Source organism: Sulfurimonas aquatica, assembly GCF_017357825.1.
Lineage (GTDB): Bacteria > Campylobacterota > Campylobacteria > Campylobacterales > Sulfurimonadaceae > Sulfurimonas > Sulfurimonas aquatica.
The window spans coordinates 2,004,056-2,025,031 of the sequence record NZ_CP046072.1 but is presented as its reverse complement, the minus strand read 5'-3'; the positions used below and the strand labels follow the sequence as shown (position 1 = coordinate 2,025,031).

Annotated in this window: 13 protein-coding genes, 1 tRNA gene, 3 rRNA genes and 1 pseudogene; 12 read left to right on the top strand and 6 right to left on the bottom strand. The window is 36.8% G+C overall.

Annotated features, from left to right (window positions below; translation table 11 throughout):
* The first annotated feature begins 188 nt into the window (after positions 1 to 188).
* The 12 genes and pseudogenes from GJV85_RS09575 to GJV85_RS09525 all read left to right on the top strand — a co-directional run bounded on the left by GJV85_RS09575 (position 189) and on the right by GJV85_RS09525 (position 12,973).
* Complete coding sequence (locus tag GJV85_RS09575) at positions 189 to 437, top strand: ComEA family DNA-binding protein (protein ID WP_207561159.1); 249 nt, start codon at positions 189 to 191, stop codon at positions 435 to 437.
* Positions 438 to 495: 58 nt separating this feature from the next.
* Entirely contained in the window at positions 496 to 1,065 is a 570-nt protein-coding gene (locus GJV85_RS09570; RefSeq protein ID WP_207561158.1) for an aminodeoxychorismate/anthranilate synthase component II, read from the top strand.
* The gene (locus tag GJV85_RS09565; protein WP_207561157.1) at positions 1,062 to 2,255 is read left to right on the top strand and encodes a hypothetical protein; all 1,194 of its coding nucleotides are present in this window, start codon (positions 1,062 to 1,064) and stop codon (positions 2,253 to 2,255) included. Before GJV85_RS09570 ends, GJV85_RS09565 begins: the two co-directional genes overlap by 4 nt.
* An 87-nt stretch (positions 2,256 to 2,342) precedes the next feature.
* Positions 2,343 to 3,680 (top strand): ATP citrate lyase citrate-binding domain-containing protein, encoded by a 1,338-nt coding sequence (locus tag GJV85_RS09560; protein WP_207561156.1) that lies wholly within the window; start codon positions 2,343 to 2,345, stop codon positions 3,678 to 3,680.
* A 9-nt stretch (positions 3,681 to 3,689) separates the two neighbouring features.
* Positions 3,690 to 5,492: a citrate/2-methylcitrate synthase gene (locus GJV85_RS09555; protein ID WP_207561155.1), complete on the top strand. Its 1,803-nt coding sequence runs from the start codon at positions 3,690 to 3,692 to the stop codon at positions 5,490 to 5,492.
* Positions 5,493 to 5,604: 112 nt separating this feature from the next.
* Positions 5,605 to 5,670 (top strand): annotated as a pseudogene (locus tag GJV85_RS13790) (prepilin-type N-terminal cleavage/methylation domain-containing protein); the annotation flags it as partial.
* An 81-nt stretch (positions 5,671 to 5,751) separates the two neighbouring features.
* Positions 5,752 to 6,282, top strand: a complete 531-nt coding sequence (locus tag GJV85_RS09550; protein WP_242689884.1) for a type II/IV secretion system protein — start codon at positions 5,752 to 5,754, stop codon at positions 6,280 to 6,282.
* A 448-nt stretch (positions 6,283 to 6,730) separates the two neighbouring features.
* A 16S ribosomal RNA gene (locus tag GJV85_RS09545) occupies positions 6,731 to 8,244 on the top strand.
* A gap of 220 nt (positions 8,245 to 8,464) precedes the next feature.
* A tRNA-Ile gene (locus GJV85_RS09540) sits at positions 8,465 to 8,541 on the top strand.
* A gap of 286 nt (positions 8,542 to 8,827) precedes the next feature.
* Positions 8,828 to 11,714 (top strand): 23S ribosomal RNA (locus tag GJV85_RS09535).
* A 282-nt stretch (positions 11,715 to 11,996) separates the two neighbouring features.
* Positions 11,997 to 12,112: ribosomal RNA gene (gene rrf, locus GJV85_RS09530) — 5S ribosomal RNA — on the top strand.
* The 16S, 23S and 5S rRNA genes sit together here with 1 tRNA gene alongside, the layout of an rRNA operon.
* A 177-nt stretch (positions 12,113 to 12,289) precedes the next feature.
* The gene (locus GJV85_RS09525) at positions 12,290 to 12,973 is read left to right on the top strand and encodes a uracil-DNA glycosylase (protein ID WP_207561153.1); all 684 of its coding nucleotides are present in this window, start codon (positions 12,290 to 12,292) and stop codon (positions 12,971 to 12,973) included.
* On the opposite strand, the gene GJV85_RS09520 is transcribed toward GJV85_RS09525, so the two are convergent.
* From GJV85_RS09520 to GJV85_RS09495, 6 genes are read right to left on the bottom strand one after another with little or no spacing between them, the layout of a single operon-like run.
* Entirely contained in the window at positions 12,948 to 13,895 is a 948-nt protein-coding gene (locus tag GJV85_RS09520) for an endonuclease/exonuclease/phosphatase family protein (RefSeq protein ID WP_242689778.1), read from the bottom strand. The two genes, GJV85_RS09525 and GJV85_RS09520, sit on opposite strands and share 26 nt — an antisense overlap.
* A 56-nt stretch (positions 13,896 to 13,951) precedes the next feature.
* Positions 13,952 to 15,901, bottom strand: coding sequence for a M3 family metallopeptidase (locus GJV85_RS09515; RefSeq protein ID WP_207561151.1), 1,950 nt, complete (start codon positions 15,899 to 15,901; stop codon positions 13,952 to 13,954).
* Between the two features lie 26 nt (positions 15,902 to 15,927).
* On the bottom strand, positions 15,928 to 17,016 hold the full coding sequence (locus GJV85_RS09510) for a trypsin-like peptidase domain-containing protein (protein ID WP_207561150.1): 1,089 nt from the start codon (positions 17,014 to 17,016) through the stop codon (positions 15,928 to 15,930).
* Positions 17,013 to 18,332 (bottom strand): hypothetical protein, encoded by a 1,320-nt coding sequence (locus GJV85_RS09505; RefSeq protein WP_207561149.1) that lies wholly within the window; start codon positions 18,330 to 18,332, stop codon positions 17,013 to 17,015. Before GJV85_RS09505 ends, GJV85_RS09510 begins: the two co-directional genes overlap by 4 nt.
* A 35-nt stretch (positions 18,333 to 18,367) precedes the next feature.
* Positions 18,368 to 20,005 (bottom strand): bifunctional protein-serine/threonine kinase/phosphatase, encoded by a 1,638-nt coding sequence (locus GJV85_RS09500; RefSeq protein ID WP_207561148.1) that lies wholly within the window; start codon positions 20,003 to 20,005, stop codon positions 18,368 to 18,370.
* Positions 20,006 to 20,064: 59 nt separating this feature from the next.
* A complete protein-coding gene (locus tag GJV85_RS09495) occupies positions 20,065 to 20,940 on the bottom strand; it encodes a hypothetical protein (protein ID WP_207561147.1) in 876 nt (291 codons plus the stop codon).
* Positions 20,941 to 20,976 lie beyond the last annotated feature (36 nt).

Sequence of the window (20,976 nt, the reverse complement as noted above, 5' to 3'; positions counted from 1 at the left end):
AAAAGTATATCAATCTAAAAAAATGAAATAGTAAAACATAAAATAAAATGATAATATGTTTAAAAATATGTAACTAAACTACTCGATTATTATAAAAAAATTCAAATTATTTTGACAACATGAAATATTTTTTTTGATTAATTAAAAATATATGTAAAATACTTGTAAATAAAATTAAAGGGGTTAAAATGAAAATTTTAGCGATTGTAGCATTAGGGGCGAGTTTCTTGTTTGGAGCAGTAGATATTAACACTGCAAAAGAGAAAGAGTTGATGACACTTAAAGGCATAGGTGCAAAAAAAGCTACAGCAATAGTTACTTATAGAAAAAAGCATTGTTTTAAAAGCGTAAATGACTTAACGTCAGTTAAGGGTATTGGGGCTAAGTTTATAGATAATAATAAAAAGAACCTCTCTGCTAGCAAGTGTAAAAAATAGTTTTAATCATATCTTGGTATAATTTCTTCAAAGATAAATTTTTGAATGGAATAATAGTATGATATTAATGATTGATAATTATGATAGTTTTACATATAACATAGTTCAGTATTGTCGTGAACTTGGTGCAGATTTAAAAGTTATAAGAAATGATGAGATGAGTGTTGAGGAGATAGAAAAGCTAAATCCTGAAAAAATCATCATTTCACCTGGTCCAGCCTCTCCAGATGAAGCAGGTGTTACACTCGAAGTTATAAAATACTTTGCAGATAAACTTCCTATACTTGGAATTTGTCTTGGTCATCAAAGCATCGCACAAGTTTTTGGTGGAGATGTTGTCCGTGCAAAAAATATGATGCATGGAAAAACATCAATTATGAAGCAAAATGGTAGCTGTGAGATATTTAAAGATTTACCTGAGGAGTTTGTTGCCACACGCTATCATTCTCTAATAGTTGATAAAAACACTCTGCCTATTATTATAGAACCAAAAGCATATAGCACGGACGATAGTGAAATCATGGCACTCAAAATAAAAGATAAAGATATCTATGGCGTTCAATTTCATCCTGAGTCTATCATGAGTGAATATGGCCATGAAATGATAGGTAACTTCTTAAAACTATGAGTCATAGGTACATCGTCTTTTCCATTATTGGAATCGATGCCTTAATTCTTTTTCTTCAAACTTTCAATGTATCTATCTCTGCCGCTGAAGCTTCTCTTCTTTATGGAGAATTTTCATTTTTACAACTATTAACAAAAGCCTCTTTAGCACTGATAGGAAATAATGATTTAGGTCTGCGTTTTGTGATGATACTCTTTCATTTAATGAGTGCTGTACTAGTCTATGAAATCTCTAAAGAGTATATATCGCAACAGAGAAATCAGATATGGCTTTTGTTGGTATTTCTATTATTACCCGGAGTTGTAAGTTCTGCAATAGTCGTTAATAGTGCAGGTATGGTAATCTTTGGCTTACTTCTTTTTATCTACCTGAGTAAAAAAGTACCACAATATATACTTAATGTGTTACTTTTACTATACTCAATTATTGATATCGGTTTTGCATATTTATTTTTAGGCTTGTCTGTTTATTATGTTTTAAACAAAAAAAGTCTACTCTTTATCTATACTATAGCTCTTTACCTCTTAACAAGTTATCTATATGGATTTGATGCATACGGCTACCCTAAAGGACACTTTTTAGATACTATAGGTGTATATGGTGCAATATTTACCCCAATAATCTTTATTTACTTATCCTATACACTCTTTAGAAGGTACTTAACTTCTAATGTCGATATGCTCTGGTATATATCTTCTACTGCACTGCTTCTTTCTTTGATACTCTCTTTTAGACAAAAAATAGCGATAGAACACTTTGCACCCTATTTAATTATTGCTCTTCCTTTAGCTGCACAATCTTTTATTAGCTCATATAGAGTCAGGCTGAAGGGTTTTAGAAAGAGTTACAAGCTAGCCTTTGTACTTTCTTTTATCTTTTTATTTTTAAACACGTTTGTTGTCTCATACAATAAAGAACTATATCACTATATCGATAATCCAAAACGCCATTTCGCATACAATATGCATGTGGCAAAAGAGCTCTCAGAAGATTTAAAAAGTAAAAGCATTAAATGTGTAAGTACAACTAAAGGGATGCAACTAAGACTGCGATTTTATGAGATAGATTTTTGTAAGGAGCATAAACTAATAGATATGCCGTTAAATACTCATGAAAATACAGATGTAACAATTAGTTACAACAATAGAGATATATATAAGGCAAACGTTACTAAAATAAACAATCTATAAATCTATTTAATACTAAATATAACTACCCTTATTATTTAAATGATATTATGATAAAATGTTGAATAAATATCAAAATAGGGAGTTTCTATGGCTCAAAAAGCGATACGCGAATATGATGCTAAGTCTATCTTAGCAAAACACTGGGATAAATATTTTCCAGACTTTACTTATGCATACGAAACAGTTATGGTTCAAAATGGATCAGAATTAACTGAGGCAGCAAAAGATAAAAAGTGGTTAAATGAGAAAGCACTAGTTGCTAAACCAGATATGTTGTTTGGTAAACGTGGTAAAAATGATTTAGTTTTATTTAGAGATACTAAACCAGGTGATGTTTCTTTAGCTAAGGCTACTTCATGGATTGATGAAAAATCTAGTGAAAAACAATCAGTTTATTTCTCATTTGATGGAGATACACCAACTGGTGAGCCATCTGTAGATATGTTAACACATTTTATTGTTGAGCCATTTACTCCACATGAACAAGCAGAAGAGTACTATATCTCTGCAACTGTAGTTGGAGATATGGACATGCTTTATATGTCTGCTGAAGGTGGTATGGAAGTTGAAGAGGGTTGGGATGATAAAGTTACTGAAGTAGCTTTTGCAATTACTGATACTGAAGAACAAATAGCTAGTAAAATCAAGGCAAATATTCCTGCTGATGTTGCCCAAAAAGACAAAGCAGCTTATGCTGAATTTGCTATTGGTTTCTTTAAAGCATACCGCGAATTAAATTTCGCATATTTAGAGATCAACCCTTTTGTTATGCAAGGTAACAAAATCGAGCTATTAGACATGGTTGCTAAGCTTGATGATACAGCTGGTTTCATGATGGTAGAGGAGTGGGGTGACATTGAGTATCCTACTGCATTTGGTATGGAAGCTAAATCTCCTGAAGTTGAAGCTATTGAAGAAGCTGATGCTAAAACAGGTGCTTCACTTAAACTTACACTACTTAAACCAGAAGCTAGAATCTGGACTATGGTTGCTGGTGGTGGTGCTTCTGTTGTTTATGCAGATACTATTGCTGATATGGCGGGTATTGATGACCTTGCTAACTACGGTGAGTACTCAGGTGGTCCAACTACTGGTGAGACAAAGTTTTATGCTGAAACACTTCTTGACTTAATGACTAGAGAAAAAGATCCTCAAGGTCGTGGTAAAGTTATGATCATCGGTGGAGCTATTGCAAACTTTACGGATGTTGCAAAAACATTTACAGGTATTATTCAAGCATTTGAAGTATATGCTGAAAAAATGAAAGCAGTAGATCTTAAAATTTATGTAAGACGTGGTGGACCAAACTATGAAAAAGGTCTTAAAGATATTAAAGAAGCTGCAGATAGACTAGGTCTATACATAGAAGTTTACGGACCAGAAACACATGTTACAGACATCGTTCGTATGGCACTAGAGAAGTAAGGAGAAATAATGGAACAACTATATACAAAAGACACACAAGCTATTTTTTGGAATAATAATAAAACTGCTATCCAAAGAATGTTAGATTACGATTATACAATTCAAAGAAAAACTCCTTCAGTAGCTGCAATTGTTGCACCAACAAGTGGAAATAAATTTGAGAAGTTCTTTTTTGGACCAGATGAAGTTATGATTCCTCTTTTCAAAACTACTGCGGATGCTAAAGCTGCTCAGCCACAAGCTGATGTACTTTTAAACTTTGCATCATTTAGAACTGCTTATGATGTAACTATGGAAGCTTTAAAAATTGGTGGTTTTTCATCTATAATGATTACTGCTGAAGGTATTCCTGAGCGTCTAGCACGTGGTATGAATGAAAAAGCAAGAGCATTAGGTGTAACTGTTATCGGGCCAGCAACTGTTGGTGCTATAACTCCAGGTGCGTTTAAAGTTGCAAATATTGGTGGTACTATTACAAATATCGTTAACTCTAAACTTCACCGTGCAGGTTCTTGTGGACTTGTTACTCGTTCAGGTGGTCTGTTTAATGAGCTTTCTAACATAATCGCTATTAACGCTGATGGTATTGCTGAGGGCGTTGCTATTGGTGGAGATAGATTTGTTGGATCGGTTTTCATTGACAATCTTCTTAGAATGGAGAAAAATCCAGAAGTTAAATATATGATTCTTCTTGGTGAAGTTGGTGGTACGGAAGAGTATAAAGTAATTGAAGCTATCAAAGATGGTCGTATTACTAAGCCAGTTATTGCATGGTGTATTGGTACAATCGCTAAGTATTATGACTCTGGCGTTCAGTTTGGTCATGCAGGTGCATCTGCAAATGCTGAGTCTGAAACTGCTGAGTTTAAAAACAGAGCAATGGCTGAAGCAGGTATACATGTACCAGCCTCATTCAATGAACTACCTGCAATGATAAAAAAAGTATTTACTGATCTTAACTTAGCAGATATTCCAGAGCCAGCTATGAGTGTATGTCCTACTGTTAGAAGAAGTAAAGAGTTTATCTGTACTATTTCTGATGATCGTGGTGATGAGGCTACTTATGCAGGTTTCCCAATATCTTCAGTTGCTACTCCAGATACTGGCAAAGGCATTGGTGATGTTGTATCACTTTTATGGTTCAAAAAACAGTATCCAAAATGGGCTACAGACTTTATCGAAACTGTAATTAAAACTGTTGCAGATCATGGTCCTGCTGTTTCTGGTGCTCACAATGCAAAAGTAACTGCACGTGCTGGTAAATCAGTTGTTGAGTCACTTGTAACTGGTCTTTTAACAATTGGTCCACGTTTTGGTGGAGCTATAGATGGTGCAGCTGAGCACTTCAAATATGCAGATGACAATGGACTAACTCCAAAAGAATTCTTAGGTTATATGAAAAAAGAAGGTATTCCAATTCCAGGTATTGGTCACCGTATTAAGTCACTTAAAAATCCAGACTTACGTGTAACTGGTCTTATGAATTATGCAGCAGAGCATTTTCCATCAACTCCACTATTAGACTATGCAAGAACTGTTGAAGCTCTTACTACATCTAAAAAAGAGAACCTTATCTTAAATGTTGATGGTACTATTGGTATCTTAATGGTAGATATGTGGAGAGCTTTAGGTTATTCTGAAGAAGATATAAATGAATTTATCTCTTCTGGTACGCTGAACGCATTCTTTATTGTTGGTCGTTCAATCGGTTTCATCGGTCATGTACTAGATGAAAAACGTCTTGCTATGCCAATGTATAGACATCCAATGGATGATATCTTATATGATGTTCCTGTAGCTGAAAAGATATAATTACTACTATATAAAATTTTTAATCTAAGAGTTTACTCTCTTTGATTAAAAATAACTTTCTTTAATCCTTACTATACTTTTAAATTCCACTCTTTTTCGATATACTTTAAACATGAAAAAAGCATTCACTATGTTAGAACTAGTATTCGTTATTGTAGTTATAGGAATACTTGCCGCAACAATAATCCCCACAGTTAAAACAAATCCGCTTCAAGAAGCTGCGATACAGCTTGTTTCACATATTAGGTACACACAGCATTTGGCATTAGTTAATGATCAGTTTAGTACAACCGATACCAATTGGTATAAGCAAAGATGGCAAATTGCATTCTCAGCATCAGCTGCAGCTGATAATCAACCAGCATATACTATTTATGCTGACACATCAGGAAGTAGTACTGGTGATGCAGATAAAGAAGAAGTGGCACTAAATCCTGAAAATTCTGCTCAACTTATGACCGGTGGATATAGCGGTGATAACAAAATGGATATTAATCATGCAGATTTTATAGGTATGAAAAAATTAAATCTTGGCTTAAGTTACGGAGTAGATTCTATAACATTGTCATCAACATGTAAGGTTAGTGGAAGTACAAGAATAGCATTTGATCATCTGGGTAGACCAATAAAAGGTAAACTTGGTGGAGCCAGTGGTGGAGGAAATGCGGAAGCATATGAAAGTGATAATTTAATTCAAGATAATTGTATAATAGTACTCAAAGATGCAGATGATAATAATGTATCTATTATAGTTAGACCAGAAACTGGATATGCTACTGTTGCATTTTAATAAAATTCTTTTTCTCAACCCATTAATATTAAGCAATCTCTAAGCAACATCCTCCTATAATTCCCATCCACAAACAGAGACACCTTGTTTAAAATGAGGATACGAACCCTTCATGTTGAAGAGTTAAGAGATTGTTTGAAGATCATTGAAAACTAAGCAAGTAAGAAGACTAGATTTTAACGAATCAGTTGGTATTACTTAGAAATAACTAATATAACAACAACCGTCTATTCTATTTTGAAATCCACATTAGCTTTATAGCTTTTATGGTTTCCCAATAGTGTAGATAACTATACTCTAACACTTTAATTAGTGTTAGAATTTCTGACTAATTCTTTAAGCAGATTAGTACGAATAAAAACAAAGCCAATGAATTTAATTCTTGGGCAAAAGATCAGTAAATAATCACAGCAATGTGATCTTTACATAATCAAGTCTTCGGACAACAATTATGGAGAGTTTGATCCTGGCTCAGAGTGAACGCTGGCGGCGTGCTTAACACATGCAAGTCGAACGATGAAGCCTAGCTTGCTAGGTGGATTAGTGGCGCACGGGTGAGTAATATATAGATAATGTACCTCTTAGTCTGGGATAGCCATTGGAAACGATGATTAATACTAGATACTCCTTCTTCTTCTAATTGAAGTCGGGAAAGTTTTTCGCTAAGAGATCAGTCTATATCCCATCAGTTAGTTGGTAGGGTAATGGCCTACCAAGGCAATGACGGGTAGCGGGTTTGAGAGGATGATCCGCCACACTGGTACTGAGACACGGACCAGACTCCTACGGGAGGCAGCAGTGAGGAATATTGCACAATGGAGGAAACTCTGATGCAGCAACGCCGCGTGGAGGATGACGCATTTCGGTGTGTAAACTCCTTTTATAAGGGAAGAAAATGACGGTACCTTATGAATAAGCACCGGCTAACTCCGTGCCAGCAGCCGCGGTAATACGGAGGGTGCAAGCGTTACTCGGAATCACTGGGCGTAAAGGACACGTAGGCGGGTAGCCAAGTCTGATGTGAAATCCTACAGCTTAACTGTAGAACTGCATTGGAAACTGGTTACCTAGAGTATGGGAGGGGGAGATGGAATTAGTGGTGTAGGGGTAAAATCCGTAGATATCACTAGGAATACCGAAAGCGAAGGCGATCTCCTGGAACATTACTGACGCTAAGGTGTGAAAGCGTGGGGAGCAAACGGGATTAGATACCCCGGTAGTCCACGCCCTAAACGATGAACACTAGTCGTCGGGATGCTAGTCATCTCGGTGATGCACTTAACAGATTAAGTGTTCCGCCTGGGGAGTACGGTCGCAAGATTAAAACTCAAAGGAATAGACGGGGACCCGCACAAGTGGTGGAGCATGTGGTTTAATTCGAAGATACGCGAAGAACCTTACCTAGCCTTGACATTGATAGAACACACTAGAGATAGAGTGGTGCCCTTCGGGGAACTTGAAAACAGGTGCTGCACGGCTGTCGTCAGCTCGTGTCGTGAGATGTTGGGTTAAGTCCCGCAACGAGCGCAACCCTCGTCCTTAGTTGCCAGCAGGTTAAGCTGGGCACTCTAAGGAGACTGCCTTCGCAAGGAGGAGGAAGGTGAGGACGACGTCAAGTCATCATGGCCCTTATGGCTAGGGCTACACACGTGCTACAATGGGGCGTACAGAGAGTTGCGATACCGCGAGGTGGAGCCAATCTCATAAAGCGTCTCTCAGTTCGGATTGAAGTCTGCAACTCGACTTCATGAAGCTGGAATCACTAGTAATCGTAGATCAGCAATGCTACGGTGAATACGTTCCCGGGTCTTGTACTCACCGCCCGTCACACCATGGGAGTTGATTTCACCCGAAATTGGGAAGCTAACCTTCGGGAGGCTACCACTTACGGTGGAATTAGCGACTGGGGTGAAGTCGTAACAAGGTAACCGTAGGAGAACCTGCGGTTGGATCACCTCCTTTCTAGAGTAAAGAGTAAACATTCGATTGTTTATCTTACAAAGAAAATCTCACGAGAGATGTTATTATTTAGTTCTTCTACTTGCTTAGTCTTCAGTGATCTATGTTCATTTGAAATAGAAATTAGTATTCTAACTCTTTAGAGTTAAGCTTTAGTGACCACAGCGGTCCAAGCGAGATAAAGGGATTTCATTCCTTAATCGGACTATTAATAGACACTTTAGGGCCTATAGCTCAGCTGGTTAGAGTGCACCCCTGATAAGGGTGAGGTCCCAGGTTCAAGTCCTGGTAGGCCCACCATTTTTTGCACTATTTGCACTTTAAAAGTTAACTCACATCCTCAAGGATGCTTCGTCACCTTTTAAAGCACAACTAGCACAAAAACAAGTTTTAAAATTAAATATAAGCTTTTAAATAGAAAGTTTATATTTGGTTTTTAAACCAAAAAGTTCATTAAATTACAATTGTTAAAGTCAACAACTTAATTATAGAAATATAATTAAACTAAATAACTACAATAAACAGATCATTCATCTTATTGAAGTGTAGAGATACATTAAATAAGGTAGTGAACGCAAATTAGAAAAAAAAAGATATTAAGGGCCATAGGTGGATGCCTTGGCTGGTAGAGGCGATGAAAGACGTAATAGGCTGCGATAAGCCTCGGGGAGCTGCCAATGAGCTTTGATCCGGGGATTTCTGAATGGGGCAACCCAGCATGGTGCGAATCATGTTACCCTTCGGGGGGCGAACCTAGGGAAGTGAAACATCTCAGTACCTAGAGGAAGAGAAATCAAACGAGATTCCCAGAGTAGCGGCGAGCGAAATGGGATTAGGGCGGTTAGCGATAGCATATTTATTAGCAGAAGAGTTTGGAAAGACTCGGCATAGAGGGTGATACTCCCGTAAGCGAAAATATTTATGTGGTACTAGGTTAACGAACGAGTAGGTCGGGACACGTGTTATCTTGACTGAATATGGGGGGACCACCCTCCAACCCTAAATACTACTACCAGACCGATAGCGAACTAGTACCGTGAGGGAAAGGTGAAAAGGACCGCGGTGAGCGGAGTGAAATAGAACCTGAAACCTATGGCTTACAATCATTCGGAGCACTATTTTAATGTGTGACGGACTGCCTTTTGCATAATGAGCCTGCGAGTTGTGGTATCTGGCAAGGTTAATCGAACGAGAAGCCGTAGCGAAAGCGAGTCTTAATAGGGCGAATTAGTCAGATGCTGCAGACCCGAAACTAAGTGATCTATCCATGTGCAGGTTGAAGCTGGTGTAAGAGCCAGTGGAGGACCGAACCCGTATAGGTTGAAAACTGTTGGGATGACATGTGGATAGGGGTGAAAGGCCAATCAAACTTAGTGATAGCTGGTTCTCTCCGAAATATATTTAGGTATAGCCTCGAGCATTAGCATGAAGGGGTAGAGCACTGACAGGGCTAGGGCTGCTTACCGCGGTACCAAACCCTATCAAACTCCGAATACTTCATGTGTAACCTCGGGAGTCAGGCGTAGGGTGATAAAATCCTATGTCGAGAGGGGAACAACCCAGACTAACAGCTAAGGTCCCAAAGTCTTGTCTAAGTGGAAAAGGATGTGGAGTTGCTGTGACAACCAGGAGGTTGGCTTAGAAGCAGCCATCCTTTAAAGAAAGCGTAACAGCTCACTGGTCTAGCGATTCTGCGCCGAAAATATAACGGGGCTAAGACAAGCACCGAAGCTTTAGATTTGGTATTTATACCAAGTGGTAGGAGAGCGTTCCATTCAGCGCTGAAGGTATACCGGCAAGGAGTACTGGAGCGGATGGAAGTGAGCATGCAGGCATGAGTAGCGAGAAAAGAAGTGAGAATCTTCTTCGCCGTAAACCCAAGGTTTCCTACGCGATGCTCGTCATCGTAGGGTTAGTCGGGACCTAAGTCGAGTCCGAAAGGGGTAGACGATGGCAAATCGGTTAATATTCCGATACCGACATTATATCGTTTGAGTGATGGGGGGACGCATAGAGTTAGACGAGGTCACTGATGGAATAGTGGCTCGAAGGACGTAGGTCGTGAAGTAGGCAAATCCGCTTCACATGAGACCGAGATCTTACAGGCAGACCAATCTCTTCGGAGAGCGGTTTGAATCGTCGATACTGTCGTGCCGAGAAAAGCCTCTAAACGAGATATAATGTTGCCCGTACCGTAAACCAACACAGGTGGGTGAGATGAGTATTCTAAGGCGCGTGGATGAACCATTGTTAAGGAACTCTGCAAACTAGCACCGTATCTTCGGTATAAGGTGTGCCCTATTTGTTATGAGATTTACTCTCAAAAGCATTGATGGGTGGCAGCAAAGTGTCCCTCCCGACTGTTTACCAAAAACACAGCACTCTGCTAACTCGTAAGAGGATGTATAGGGTGTGACGCCTGCCCGGTGCTCGAAGGTTAAAAGGATCCGTTAGCTTTGCGAAGCGGTGAATTGAAGCCCGAGTAAACGGCGGCCGTAACTATAACGGTCCTAAGGTAGCGAAATTCCTTGTCGGTTAAATACCGACCTGCATGAATGGCGTAACGAGATGGGAGCTGTCTCAACAATGGATCCAGTGAAATTGTAGTGGAGGTGAAAATTCCTCCTACCCGCGGAAAGACGGAAAGACCCCGTGCACCTTTACTATAGCTTGACACTGCTATTGGGATATTCATGTGCAGGATAGGTGGGAGCCTTTGATTCATAGACGCCAGTTTATGATGAGGCATCCTTGAGATACCACCCTTGAATATTCTGATAGCTAACTCCGTACAATTATCTTGTGCGAGGACAATGTCTGGTGGGTAGTTTGACTGGGGCGGTCGCCTCCTAAAAAGTAACGGAGGCTTACAAAGTTCGGCTCAGGTGGGTTGGAAATCCACCGTAGAGTATAATGGCATAAGCCGGACTGACTGTGAGACATACAAGTCGAGCAGAGTCGAAAGACGGTCATAGTGATCCGGTGGTTCTGTGTGGAAGGGCCATCGCTCAAAGGATAAAAGGTACGCCGGGGATAACAGGCTGATCTCCCCCAAGAGCTCACATCGACGGGGAGGTTTGGCACCTCGATGTCGGCTCATCGCATCCTGGGGCTGGAGCAGGTCCCAAGGGTATGGCTGTTCGCCATTTAAAGCGGTACGCGAGCTGGGTTCAGAACGTCGTGAGACAGTTCGGTCCCTATCTTCCGTGGGCGTAGGATTGTTGAGGAGAGTTGACCCTAGTACGAGAGGACCGGGTTGAACGTGCCACTGGTGCACCAGTTGTTCTGCCAAGAGCATCGCTGGGTAGCTACGCACGGATGAGATAACCGCTGAAAGCATCTAAGCGGGAAGCCAACTCCAAGATGAACAATCCCTGAAGTACGCTTGAAGACTACAAGCTTGATAGGCTGGGTGTGTACGCATCGCAAGATGTTTAGCTGACCAGTACTAATAGTACGTTCGTCTTTTTTATTAAGTTCTTAAATGAACACAATTCGTTCACTACCTTATTTAGTGTATGACGCCTAACGGGCGAACGCAATAAAAAAACTAAATTTTTTTATGTGATACTTAAATATAGAATATCTGAATTAGTTATTTAGTTAGAGCATTTAGCTCTGTTGACTTTAACAATTACAATTTACCCTTTTAACTGACTTTTACAGTCAAAGTTAAGAACATCTGGCACTAAATGCCGATACTCCCGTCGCTAAAGCGTAAGTGGAGTGCAGATGATGTCTTTAGCTTTGATTGTCTAGGTGGCTATAGAGAGGGGGAAACGCCTGGCTCCATTCCGAACCCAGAAGCTAAGCCCCTCATCGCTGATAATACTTATCCTTTCAGGATTGGAAACGTAGGTCGCTGCCTAGTTAATCGTTATTTCTTCTTTTTTACTTCTAATCATTACTTTATTTATTGGCTTTAACCTTTTTTATTAAATTACTTTTACATATTCGCTTGCTATCTTTTTTCTAATCTATTTTATTATGGTCTTTTATTTTATAATCATTATTTTAGTATATAATTTAAAAAAATAAATGGATTATAATGTTTTTAAATAATGATTGGATTTCTTTTCTTGATAATGAGTTAAAAAAAGATTACTTTGTTGATATGTGCTCTTTTATTGATAAAGAGTATAAAGATAAAACCATTTATCCTAAGTATGAAAATATATTTAGAGCTTTTAATTTACTCTCTCCTTTAAAAGTAAAAGTTGTAATTATAGGACAAGATCCATATCATGGAATAAATCAAGCTAACGGTTTGGCTTTTTCTGTCTCTTCTAAATCTAAAATTCCTCCTTCTCTTAAAAATATTTATAAAGAACTTATTGATGATATTGGATGTTCAGTACCTAATGATGGAGACTTGACAAAATGGTCCAATGAGGGAGTATTACTGATAAACAGCGTACTTAGCGTTGTTGCTGGAGAAGCTAATTCACATAGAGGAATTGGTTGGGAGATATTTACAGACACAGTTATTGAAAGATTGTCAGATAAATTTGAAAATATTGTATTTATTTTATGGGGTGGACCATCTCAAAAAAAAGAGCTGCTTATTGACACTACAAAGCATTTAGTGCTTAAGTCTCCCCACCCATCACCATTATCTGCCTATAGAGGTTTTTTCGGTTCAAAGCCTTTTTCTCAAACAAATAAATATTTACAATCTCACGGAATTACAGAAATAGATTGGTGTCTTAGTTCACAGCAAACTTTGCTATAACGGCTAAATGGTCAGAATAGCCTTTTCCTTTGTGTATATGGGGTCTTTTTCTTCTTACCTGCCATCTATATATATTTTTACCTTTAAAGAGATATGGGGCTTTATATGATTCAATACTGTGACTTATGTACTGGATGCCACTTGAATTTATAAGTTCTTGGGATATAAGTATATTATCTAGTGTCTCTTTTTTACCTCTAAATATATATGAGAATCGATCCTTAACTTCTGTGTCATACCACAGATTATAAAAAGCATAATTTTTTAGAGATATATTCTCTACTCTATCTTTGTACTTTTTTGTTGCCAAAATATCATTTATACCTGTTATCCCATCTGTATCATTATGCTTACGTTTTCTAACAAATATTTTATTCTCTTCATAGTGCGAGTTAAAGTCCCCTAGCAGTATGATGTTTTTATTTTTGCCTAACTCTTGAACTCTTTTTTTAATTGTTTTTGCCGAGATAATTCTCATACTCTCTGGTCCAGCTTTAGACTTCCAATGATTAACTAATAGGAATAAATCTTGGTTCTTTATTTTAAATTTTGCTTCTAAAATATTTCTATATTTATATGATTTTGTCACACTTATTTCTTTTGTATATATAAAAGGAATTTTACTTAATATCGCAACTTTTATGGTTGTGTTTTTATTATCCGCAATTTTATAGTACTGATAGTAAAGACCTTGTTGCTTAAGAGTAAGTCTTAAATCTTTGAGTGCTACCAGTGACTCTATCTCTTGAAGGGCAATAATATCGGCATCTATATCTTTAATTACTTTGGCTATGTTTTTTAACTTTATTCTATAATTTTTTAAATTCCATTGGGCCTTAGTATTTGGTACATATTCTTCATACTCATAACCACTTCTACTTAAATCAAAAAGGTTCTCTATGTTATACGTTGCTATTTTCAAAACACTTTCTCCTTGTAGCAATGAGATAAATAGTAATAAAATAGCAAGTGTTCTCACTATTTTATGCCATTTAAACGCAAGAGTTGGTCGGTGTTTGCATCTCTTCCCATAAGCTCTTTAAATAGAATCCCCATGCTTTTTGCACCACCACCATTTAGGACTATATCTAAGTACTTTTTAGCAGTCTGGGAGTTAAATATTCCCTCATCTACAACACTATAAAATGCATCTGCACTTAATACTTCCGCCCATTTATAACTATAGTAACCTGCGGCATATCCACCACCAAATATATGGGCAAATCCATTTTGAAATTTGTTATACTCTGGTGTTGTTATAAGCGCTGTCTCTTTTCTTATCTCATTAAGTAGAGATTGCACTTCATCTTCAGTATGAACTTTTGCATGGAGCTTAAAATCAAAGATTGAAAATTCTAATTGGCGTAGCATTCCTATAGCTGAGAGGAAGTTCTTACTTTTGACAAGTTTTTCTATCATTGCATCAGGAAGTATCTCTTTTGTTTCATGATGCAATGCAAACATTTTTAAGACTTGTGGCTCATATGCAAAGTTTTCCAAAAACTGTGAAGGAAACTCTACTGCATCCCACTCAACACCATTAACTCCACTCACTTCATTTTCATTTACGGATGAAAGTACATGATGAATTGTGTGTCCCATCTCATGAAAAAGAGTTACAACATCGTCATGTCTAAGTAATGATGGATTTGTATCACTGGATGGTGGAAAGTTACAGACTACAAACGCAGACGCTAAACTCTCATCTCCTTTTTCATCTATGGAGTGAGCTTGCCAATTATGCATCCATGCTCCTCCGCGTTTAGACTCTCTTGCTTCAAGGTCTAGATATATTCTGGCTCTTACTTCTCCATCTAACACTACGTCATAAGAGAGAGCTTTTTCATGCCAAAGCTTCTCTTGCACTTTTTTAAAACTGATGCCAAAGAGTCTGTTTAAAAATTCAAACATACCGTTTACGACGCTCTTTTGTTCAAAGTAAGGGCGGTATTCTTCTTCATCTATATCATACTGCTCTTTTTTTAGCAGCTCAGCATAAAAGGCCGTATCAAAACTTTCTAAGTTTTGTGGCGCGATAGCTTGTAACTCTTTGAGTTCATTTTTCGCTTGCTCTTTGGCGTTATTTAAAAGATTGTATAAAAAGCTTAACACGCTCTCTTCATCTTTTGCCATTTTTGAAGCAAGTGAGTACTCAGAGTAGTTTTTAAAACCAAGAAGTCTACTCATTTCATCTTTGAGTGAAAGTATCTCTTCAATTATTTTTCCATTTTCAGGCGCGCGGCTAACATAGGCTTTATAGAGTGCTTCTCTGATTTTTCTATTTTTTCCATAGGTCATGTAAGCTATATAAGAGGGCATTTGAAGCGTAAATTTATATTTTGTTTCGCCATCATCTTCGAACCTTGCACTCTCCTTATCACTCACAGGGATTCCTTCTACGTCTTTTTCGTCTGTGATGATGTACTCATAGGCATTTGTAGCGTCAAGTAGGTTTTGAGAGAAGTTATTTGATAGTTCACTCTTTTTGATGTTTATCTCTTCGAGTCTAGCTTTGGTTTTATCGTCTAGATGCGCACCAGAGAGTTCAAAATGCTGTATATTTAACTCTAGTACTTTTTTTTGTTCATAGTTTAACGTCTCTTTTTCATTCTCAAGAATTGCCTTATAGCTCTTGTATATATCTATATTTTGAGAGAGTTTTGTTCCATACTCTGTAATGATGGGAAGACTTTGAGTATATACCTCTTGTGTTTTATCAGAATTGTTAACGGAGTTTAGATGTGAAAGAGGCGTGAAAAAAAGTTCTAGCTCCTCTTCCATACTCTGCATAGCCTTTACAAAGTTTGCATAAGTCTTCTTCTCTGTCTTAAGTAACTCTTCTACTCTGGCGTTATTTTGTTTTACTCTTAAAGAGAGCTCATCTATAAAAGTATCTAGATCACATTGAAATTGTAAAAATTTTGACATATATTTGTTTCCTTAAATTGTTGGTTTTAATCTTCTTCATCGCGTTTTTGCTCTATGGCGCCATATTCGTTTATGAGTATATCATCATATCTGTTTGAGTATTTTAGCAGTCTTTCTATCGCAATTCTTCCCTCTTTAAATGAGAGTGAAGAGTCGACAATAAGATAGGAGAGATAGATGCTGTTTTCATTGATGGAAAATTGAAGATAGGAGAGTTTATCATTCTCTTTGAGTAGATAATCGTAAACCCTGTTTATATTTTCTCTTGGAATGGCGCATAGTTTAGTATCTCCTATAATGATACCATTTTCATAGTAGTTGATGTCTATTCTAGCGCTTCCTTCATCTATTCGCCAAGAAGATTGCGAACGCCTAGCAAGAGTAACGTTTATATTTAAAGAGTCTAATATCTCTTCTAATAACTTAGTTGGACCTGTGGGATTGTAACCTTTTCTTCTAAGTCTAGCAGTCTCAAGCTTAACACCACACTCACCGCAATAATCATGCTCTATACTCTCTTCTTCTATTAGGTTCTTGCACGAGGGACATTTAATTATAGATTGATTCTCTTGTGCCTTAAACGCGCTAAGAGCATCTTGGAGATAAAAAAATGGAAGAGAAAAGCCAAGGTTGTTGGCGTTCTGAATGATAAAAGTGTTTACGCCCGTAACTTCGCCATTTATGTTTAAAAGAGGCCCACCGCTATTTCCAGGATTTATCGCGGCGTCTATCTGAATGTACTCTAGATCCCCTTGAAGTCGTGCGGCACGAGATACTATACCTTCTGTTGCCGTATAGTTAAGGCCATATGGATGTCCTATGGCTATAGTTGTGTCTCCATCTTCAACATTTGTAGTGGCAAGAATGAGGGGATTTTTTGGTTTATCAAACTCATATTTTATAAACGCGAGGTCATAATAGGGGTCGTCATAAATAACTTTTGCTATTGTGCGTTTAACTTTTTTCGCACTTATAACAACCTCTTTAAGACCCCCGACAACATGTGAATTTGTAATGATTAAGTCATCTATGATAAATCCAGTTCCACTTCCATAAGGCGTCATTATCTGCATAATGTTTTCAATATATTTCTCGAGAATATTTTGTGTATTCATATTGAAATTTCCTCAAAGTCAAGCGTTTTAAGCATTATATAAAAGCTGTTGCTAAACTCATTCATAGAGTTAAAGTTTAACTCATCCGTTTGAATTTTTAGTGCTTTAAATTTATGTTTGTTTTCATTGTGGATTTTTTCAATCTTAGAAATAATAGCTTTTTTTGAAAACTCCTGTTTGCCTATGTCATAAAGTGCATCACATCCAAGGTCTCTAAAAAACTCAGAGTTTTGTATTTCAACTAAAGTATGAAAAAGTTGTTTTACTACAGGATTAAGACCGTAATTATAGAGACAGTTAAACGCGATATATTTATATATTGTAGGAATTATTTGAGCGTAACGATTATTCTTATACCATCTTACTTTTATAAGTGATTCGTTTATGAAGTTTACCACATCTTCGTAGGATGATTTTTCGGTTTGGTTAAAAGTCTGTTTTGAACTATAAAAGTTAGTTGCAAAATCTTCATAACTCATTTCATGAAGTTTAAGCACATACTTGTTTAATTCATCATTTTTAGATTCCATGGTGGTATGCTCATCACTAAAGTATAACTGAATCTTTTTTGATAGTTTATGATACATCTTGCGTCTAGGCATGAGTAAGTAGTCTATTTTAAAAAGGATATTAAGATATAAAAATGACTGCATTCCCGCATTATCATTTGAAGGTAGCGTCAAAACTTTTGCATTGAGCTCTTCTATCCACTTTTTCAAATGTTTGTATTTTACTTGGATTTCATCTTCTTTAAGGTTTTGAATATGTGCAGAGTCTTCGAGAATTACATCGGTAAACTCACTTAAAATATACTCTTTGTCAAAGTCGGCGTTTAACGCCAGCTCTCGAAGTGGAAAAAAAACTTTTTGAGGACTTAGCGTAATGTTGTCTAGATAGAGTTTTAACTTAATGTATTGGCCATCACTAAAGTAGTTCACATAGGTAAGTTGATAGTTGCGTTCAAGTATGTAGCGTTTAAGTGCGACTGATGCGTCTTTACTCTTTACAATACTTACTTCGGCATAGAGATGCTCTTTTGTAACAAGCCCATTGATTTTTGCACTTCCTTGGATCATCTCAAACTTTAGCTCGGTTTCATTTTTATCAAGTATGATATTTTCATTGGAGATAGTATCGCTGTAGTTAATAAGAGAGCGTAAAAAGTACTCATATGCATCGAGTATCTCTTTTGCATCAAAAGCTTCATAGGCTTTGTTATAAAGTTCTTCTTCATCTTTTGCTATGTTAGCGTTTATATCCCTACCAAATTTAAAGGGACAAGGTTGTTTTTCTTGGAAAAAATCTAGCCAGTTCATGGACTCACTTTATGTTAAATCTTTTGTATATTATTCTATTTTAGTAGCAAGTATATTAGTATAAAATTTACAAACGTCATTATAGTGAAAGCACTCTTATAAAAGAGTAATGGAGACTTCTCTATAAGTGGCGCGTTTTTTGTAAAGTAGGGTTTGACTTTGGTTGGATTGTTAAGTTCATAACTCATTTCAGTAAAATGAGCGTATCTTTGCTCTTTATCTATGGCAATTGAGCGAAGAATGACACTGTCGAGCCAGCTGGGTATGTTTTTATTGTAAAAACTTACTGGTTTTGGTTCTTTAAAGCTTGGGTTCTGAAAAGGCTCTATCTCTCCATAAGGATATTTTCCAGTTAAAGCAAAGTACAGAGTCACCCCAATGGCGAAAAGTTCGGTTGTTTCACTAATCGCTTCGTTTTGAAATCTCTCAGGCGCCAAAAAACTTGGAGTTCCCGCTTTTGTTTGCGTTGAAAATATCTCTGTAATGCTTCCAAAGTCTATGATTTTAAATGCTATCTCTTCTTCAGAGTTTTTCCAAACCATAATGTTATGAGGCTTTATGTCACCATGAACAAGGTCAAATTTTAGAAGATACTGAGACATCTTTAGTAGAGTAGAGGCTAACTCAACTGAATCATCAATACTTAAGTTTTTAGAATCAAGATAATCACTAAGATCTTCACCCTCAAAGAGTTGCATTACATAGTAGCGCATGGTTCTATTTTTTGGAATGACGGCCTTGGGAAAGAAGTCTGCTTTAAGTCGTTTTGCATTCCAAGCTTCTTTAACAAACAAGTCAAGAATAGACTCATTGTCTATGGACTCTTTTGGGGCAAACTTAAGAACGTATTTTTTTGTTTTTTTTGAACATAACCATGTTCTATCATTTTGAATGAGAGATTTTTCAAGAGTGTAGCCATCAACTACTTCTCCCTTTCTTAACTTCTCTGGAATGATAAGATGCTGCTTTTTTAGGATTTCAAGTTCATCCGCTTTGAGTATATCTAGAACTACTGCGGTTGTATCATCTGGAAGATTGTCTTCCATTAGTTTTGATGCTTTTTTCACTAAGGCATGTGCCCCTAGATTTATTCCTTTTTCAAGTCTGTTTTCACTCATTATATTATAGAGTCCATCACTACAGAGGAGTATTTTATCATCTTGCATTAGGATATTCTCGAAATAGTATGGCGTTACGTCATCGCTTATTCCTATGGCTTGCGTTAGGACGTTTTCATATCCCGCTTCATCCATGGAATGATCATCGGAGAGTTGATTTAAACTATTGTTACGAAAGAGGTAAACGCGACTGTCTCCTACATTCGCGCCATACAGCTGGTTTCCCTCTATAACAACTATAGTGAGAGTTGTTACAAGCTCTGATCTGTCATAATTGACTTGAGACTCTTGATAGAGTATGGAGTTGATGGATTTTGTAAATGAGATGATAGATTTTTCAATACTCCAAGATTTTGGGCGAATCTTGAAGTTGTTCATAAGATAAGTCGTTACTCTTTTAGCTGCCTCGGCACCCTCTGAGGCACTTCCAACTCCATCACAGACTATGGCTACAGTTAAGTTGCCTATGGTCTTTACATCATAAAAGTCGTCACCCTTGAGCTCATTGCGTTTGGCAAGAGAGAAGCTGGAACTTTTAATAGTATTTGATGTCATTATATGCCTTTAAATTATATTTTGTATTGTAGCTTAAGTTTTATGTAGAAATATAATCTTCATAAGTGTTTATTAATCAAAGATTGTTTAGTGAAATATATAAATAAACCTAAAGAGATAATTAAAGTTGAAACACCACCTACAAGATAAAATGCATGTATCATTTGATGATAATCAGCAATGGCAATTTTAAAAACAACCATAAGAGATTCTATAAGTAGTGCAATAATGATAGTAATGGAAAATTTTATCAACACCTTATATTCTGCTTTTCCATTCTTAGAATAAGATTTAAAAATTACCTCTTGTTCTAAAATAGTTTTTGCCAAATCAAATATTGCAAGACCTAGCGTAAGTGCGATAACAGGTTTAAAAATAGATTCAATGGAAATATACTCTTTAATGAAAATAGAGTGAAAAAAGTCAAAGAGTGCATAACCGACAGTAAAGAGTGCGAGAAGCATCATTACATTTGCAGTTATCATATAAAATGACTTACTAATAAAGTTGAATTGTTTATGTACGTTTACAAGACCAAGGCGTTGGAGTAAAATGACTAAGTCAAAATCAAGTAAAAATATTTGACCAGCTTCCTCTTTTGCCACTGTTATACAAGTTTGTCCTGTAGCGCTACTGATATAGGGTGCCGACACAGATATGCTTTTATCACTTAATTTGATTTTTGATAGTAGGTACTTTCTATCGCTGCCTACTTGTAGCATACTGATTTCATGTCTATATATATTTGGCGAGTTTTGAGTAAAGTCGTCTTTATTGCAAATATATACTAACTCTAATGAAGGAAATGCTTTAAACTGAGTTATAAAATTATCTTTTTGGTGGTTATGTAAGTTACCTGTATTTTTAATTGTTTCAATTAAAAAGTTTTCTATATCATCTACATTGTCTTTATATGTTTGCATGAATTCTTGCATATTATTTCCTTATATGATAAATAATATAAAAGTATA